Raw genomic sequence first — 4,840 nt, forward strand, 5'->3', positions numbered from 1 at the left:
CCGACAACGGCTTGCTGCAGTGATGTGAGCGCAGTACCAACTTGACCGCCATGACCACCGCTGCCAGTTCCTTGGCGCTCGATCAGGGACGCGAAGATCGGGAGGAATTTATCCTCCATCGTCAGGCCTAAGCCGCCTTTCGAATAGTTGATGTTTCCGAGCAATTGCTGTGGCCCGACTCGACCCTGTGTGGCGGCAATGATCTTGCTGAAATAATCCAGCTCGGTTTGCATCTTTGCTGGGTCCATGGTCACGCCGCGCTGCTCGAGCGCCTTGGCAACGGAGAGCATGTCGCCTTCAGTCAGTCGCTTGCCAGTTGGCATCGCAATCTTCATGTTGAACATGGCTTGAGCAAATGGCTTTAGCATTGTGACCGCGTGCTCAACCGAGCCGGTAGCGTTCACCAGGTCAATGCCCATTGAGAGCGTTTGCTCGCGACTCATTTGCGGGACTGCTTTTGCGGCCTGATTTGCTGCCCGCCCGATCGCTACATCAGCGCCCGGTACATTCAGATTTGCAAGGCGTGTCTGCGTGGCTTGGTAGTCCGAGCCAGCAACAACGGCGCCTTTTATCTCCTTGTTTATCTTTAACGCGCTCCATGCTTGCGCCATGGCTTTAAAAGAATCAGTTGCTCTGTTTGCGTGGCGTGACGTGGCCGCAAGTCCACTATTGACAGATTTTATTTCACCACCAAGCCCAGATGACGCCGCCTTTGCTTCCGATAAGGCCGATGAAAAAGTAATCATGCCATCTATGGCGGTGGTCAGCCTTTCTGTCATCGTTGCAAGTGATGCTTGTAATCTGTCAGTATTTCCAGCTAATGCGGAAACACTTCTCGATGAATTACCAATCCCTTGATTAAACGTTTTGCTTGCGGCAGAAAATGAAACGAATTTTTCATTAAGTGCCGTAATCTTTGTCGAAAGAAGATCCAGCTGACCGACGAATTCTTTCAATGGCCCGCTGGCAAGATCGCTCAGCGTCAACTTCATCGAAACATTCATGTCTGACATGGATTGTCCCCGGAGGATAATATGAAACGGTATTTATTCGCGCTCTTGGCGCTTTCTCTGGCCGGGTGCGCAGCTGCGCCGATTGATCCGGCTGTCATGGCTGTCGCACAGAAGCCGCTCGAATGCTCGAACAAGGCTCAATGTGATCTGTGGTGGTCACGTGCTCAGGTTTGGGTGAATGACAACAGCTCGCTGCGCATTCAAACCGCAACCGATAGCGTGATAAGCACCTATGGCACCGATGGCATGTATATCCAGTACGATGTGACACGCCTGAATCACGCGGATGGCTCGGCCTTGATCCGGATCACGCTTGGATGTGGAAGCCAGACATGTATCGACGGAACGCCATATGTCCAGGCGGCCAAGTTCAAGCAATTCGTCAGGAACGCTGGATAGTGGATGCATCCAGCACGTCGGCGCTCATCGCCTGCGCTGCCATCATCGCCATACCGGTGATTCAGCGCGTCGAAAGGCGCATAAGTCGAATCAAGGCCGGTGATCAGGCCAAATTCAACCATCTGACGCTCTCACCCATCCAATTCGAGCACCACTGCGCAGACGTACTGCGTTCACTGGGCTGGAAATGCAAAACAACGCGCGCCTCTGGTGATTTCGGGGTCGATCTGATCGCCGAGCACGGAGGGCATCGCGTGGTATTTCAAATTAAGAAATGGTCGAAACCGGTGAATCTGTCCGCCGTTCAGGAGGCAGTCGCCGGAGTCGCCATTTACGGCGCACATAGCGCGTGTGTGATTTCCGTATCGGGTTATCAGCAGTCGGCTTTCAAACTCGCCGCTGCCAATAAGGTTCGCCTGATGTCCTATCAGGATTTGCGGAGGTTCAACCCTCCAACTTCTCAAGGGTTCCTTTCACGTCTTCGCCAAAAGCGCCCGCAATAGCGATCATCGTGGCTTGCGCCTGATGGGCAATCTGGCGTTTCTGTGCGCGGATGGCCGCTTCCGAATAAAGCCGGATTTGGCCCAGCGTGTAGCCGTCTATGTCGCGTCGGCTGTGACCGGCTCCGATGAGGATTGTGATGATGTCGCTCCACTGTCCTGACTTGCCTGTGGAAGCATGGGTATCACTTTTTTTGTAAAAAAATCGGAATTCACCTCAATCACGGTTTTGATGAGATTAATCCCGTCATCCATGCCAAGGCTGTCGAACCAATCACGATCCTTGTTGATTGCCCATCCGATGAGCGCAATCAGATCCTCGCCACCAACCGCCATGATCTCGACCCAATTACCGGCCAGATCAAGCAGCGATTGACCGCCCAATTCAGCCGATGACATGGCCTTGATGATCGGGGCAATCATCTTGGACGCCTTCGGAATCTGTCCGAAGGTCAGCGGCTTGATGGTGATCTCTTCGCCGCCGATGGTGATGGTCTTGCCTTCAGGGAACAGGATGTCAACTTCACTCATGGGTTAATTCCTTATGCCTTCATGATGTTCATAAGCACGGACCGAGGATTGCCCGGAACATAGCTGACAGTCGGGTCAATCAGGATCGCGCCATCCAGTTCAAGCGGCGCATCTTTCTTTCCGACCAGGTCAAGCGCCTTGGCAATATCGAACGTGACGCGGTAAACCTGGACACCGACAGCAGCGAAAGCCGATCCGTTGACATCAACGAATGGGTTAGCGACGTTCTTAGAGTCCAGCCGAAGCGCATACTCTGATGGGCCGCCGGTGAATGCGCCGATATTGCCGTTTGAGGCTGCATAGGTGTAACCGGCCGTAAGAGCCACGCCAGCGCCAGCGGGAACAACGGTAGAACCCGGAAGGATCGTCACGCGGCCATAGGAGCCATCAAGCGTATAATCGGTGCCTGCGACCAGCGCTGTCGCGCCAGCAGACAGGGTTAGCGCGGTGATCCCAAGCGCCATGCCACCGGCAAGTGACGTCCCAAGGTAAAAGCTAGTATCGTTATAGGCCGTAACAGTCTCGCCGGTAACCGTGCCTCCTGCCGCGCCAGATTGAGCCGCGCCCCACAGGCTCTTGCGGATGTTGTCGGAAGACCACTGCGACAAGGTTAGCTTGATATCCGCCATGATCGAGGTAGGAGCGTGGAGCGCCTGGAAGCCAAAGCCAGTGTTATTTTCCTGAACATCGACAAACGTCTGTTTAAAGCTGATCTGCAATGATTGCAGGTCGCCAACGTACTTATAACCGCCATTGATGGCGCCAGCGGTTACGCGAGGAGCGAGCCCGACGTTGCCCTGTCCAACGTAATAAATCTTGTCAGTTGATGCAGCCATTTTTTTGAGCCTCAAAGAAAAAGCCGCTCAATGGCGGCCAGAAATGAAAAAACCCGCCGAAGCGGGTCATGGGTTAGTTGGTTGGATTAGAGATAAGCGGAATCGAGCAGGAAAGTGATCTGGTACGCGAGCCGGTCTGTGTTCGCCACGCGGAGCTTGTACCGCTTGAACTGCCAGCGTTCGCCGGTGGGCGCATCCGTGCCGTGAACGTCGTGGATCACCTTTTGCAGCAATGGAAGCTGATTGGTGATCATGTCGGTTTGCGATATGTAAGGCACATAGAGCATCACCGAATATCCCATCAGTGCCGACACTTGGCGCTTCACCTGCCCGTCTGAATTAGGCAGCGTGGTTTCTCCTTCATCCGCCAGAATCCACGCAGCGGGCAGCGGTACTTTTGTCATGCCGGGGTCTGGTGATTTACCGCCGACTGTCAAGCCAGTCGATGACGACAGAGCAGTGATTGCCTGAACCTTTGTAAAAAGGTCTTGGGCGCACTCAGCAATCATTCAGCAGGCGCTTCCATGATTTCTTTGCGCTTCTGAATCGCCTTGATTTCAGTCGCGCGGCGCTCGCCTTCCATTGCCAGCAGTTGATCGGCTGCCCAATCCGGCAACTCAACAACAGAGCCAGCCGGATACTCAGCGCCTTCATGCGTGTGGTTCTGGTTAACAGTTACTTTTTTCATATCACACCCGTCTCGATGTAGCGTTTATAGAGGTTTTCGTAAATCGGGCCAGACCCGGGAGCCCATCCGAGAAATTCACGCGCGGGCATCTTGTCTGTGCCTTCTTGCAAGTCCTTGGCGTAGTCCAGATTCGATCCAATCTCGACGGTTTCACCGAACATGGCCTTGTCGATACTGAGCAGCAGATCGCCTTCATCGAGTAGAAGTCCGAGGTCAGCGTTTCCTTTATGCTCGCGCTCTGATCGCGTGAATGGCGCCCACGGTGCCCATGCATTCCCCAGCGGATCGAGCTTCGTGTCACGGATGCGCTTTTGCACTTCTGCCACTTCACGATCACCAACCGCCTCAAGGAATGGCGCGGACTCGTGCATACGCAGGAGCAGCGCGTCGATTTCAGCAAATGCTTGCGCGGAGTCGATGGTGATCATGCGTTTGGCTTGTATGGGGTGCAGGCGAGTTGCCAGCTCAACGTCGAGTTAGATGCGGCATCCACGCGCCACTGGTTTCCGTTCTGATCCTCGACCATGTCACCCTCATGGATGAACCCGTCAGGCGTTACACCTGCCAATCCGACATAAACCGTCCATTCCGGCATCGGTGCGCTTGAATTGGTTGGCGCAACGAATCCAGCAGGTGAAGAGAATCCCTTGTCTTTCTTCAACTGGATGTAACACGGAATATTCGCCGCAATCGTCGTCAGTGATTGGCTGAGGCCTTCCGTTGCGCTGAATGACTCAGAGCCACGGGAAATGCTGATCGTGTCCGTACAGCGCATTGCGATGACTGGCATCAGCGGTTCAAGTCCGACGATGCACCATGTGTGCAACCCGAGCAGATAATCGCCTAGCTCAAGCTTCGACCCATCCACAATGG

The 4,840-nt window shown here is 54.3% G+C and carries 9 protein-coding genes; 2 read left to right on the forward strand and 7 right to left on the reverse strand.

The genetic code is table 11. From position 1 onward, the window contains the following. Positions 1-992: hypothetical protein (locus tag M7R55_RS09315; protein ID WP_298220142.1), on the reverse strand; the 992-nt coding region annotated here is incomplete at its 3' end. A gap of 42 nt (positions 993-1,034) precedes the next feature. On the opposite strand from M7R55_RS09315, the gene M7R55_RS09320 reads away from it, so the two are divergent. Next, complete coding sequence (locus M7R55_RS09320; RefSeq protein WP_298220143.1) at positions 1,035-1,412, forward strand: hypothetical protein; 378 nt, start codon at positions 1,035-1,037, stop codon at positions 1,410-1,412. Beyond that, positions 1,412-1,915 carry a restriction endonuclease gene (locus M7R55_RS09325; RefSeq protein ID WP_298220144.1) on the forward strand — a complete coding sequence of 168 codons (504 nt, stop codon included), beginning with the start codon at positions 1,412-1,414 and terminating at the stop codon, positions 1,913-1,915. The genes M7R55_RS09320 and M7R55_RS09325 overlap by 1 nt, the downstream gene beginning before the upstream one ends. Before the next feature lie 96 nt (positions 1,916-2,011). Here M7R55_RS09325 and M7R55_RS09330 read toward each other — a convergent pair whose 3' ends face one another. From M7R55_RS09330 to M7R55_RS09355, 6 genes are all read right to left on the reverse strand, one after another. Next, complete coding sequence (locus M7R55_RS09330) at positions 2,012-2,443, reverse strand: DUF6631 family protein (RefSeq protein ID WP_298220145.1); 432 nt, start codon at positions 2,441-2,443, stop codon at positions 2,012-2,014. Positions 2,444-2,454: 11 nt separating this feature from the next. Beyond that, positions 2,455-3,279, reverse strand: a complete 825-nt coding sequence (locus M7R55_RS09335; RefSeq protein ID WP_298220146.1) for a hypothetical protein — start codon at positions 3,277-3,279, stop codon at positions 2,455-2,457. Positions 3,280-3,365: 86 nt separating this feature from the next. After that, on the reverse strand, positions 3,366-3,683 hold the full coding sequence (locus tag M7R55_RS09340) for a hypothetical protein (RefSeq protein ID WP_298220147.1): 318 nt from the start codon (positions 3,681-3,683) through the stop codon (positions 3,366-3,368). Between the two features lie 101 nt (positions 3,684-3,784). After that, positions 3,785-3,967, reverse strand: a complete 183-nt coding sequence (locus tag M7R55_RS09345; RefSeq protein WP_298220148.1) for a hypothetical protein — start codon at positions 3,965-3,967, stop codon at positions 3,785-3,787. Next, entirely contained in the window at positions 3,964-4,395 is a 432-nt protein-coding gene (locus M7R55_RS09350; RefSeq protein WP_298220149.1) for a phage virion morphogenesis protein, read from the reverse strand. The genes M7R55_RS09345 and M7R55_RS09350 overlap by 4 nt, the downstream gene beginning before the upstream one ends. Further along, on the reverse strand, positions 4,392-4,840 hold a 449-nt coding region (locus tag M7R55_RS09355), incomplete at its 5' end, for a hypothetical protein (protein WP_298220150.1). The genes M7R55_RS09355 and M7R55_RS09350, both read right to left, overlap by 4 nt.

The organism is Halothiobacillus sp. (assembly GCF_027346185.1).
GTDB lineage: Bacteria > Pseudomonadota > Gammaproteobacteria > Halothiobacillales > Halothiobacillaceae > Halothiobacillus.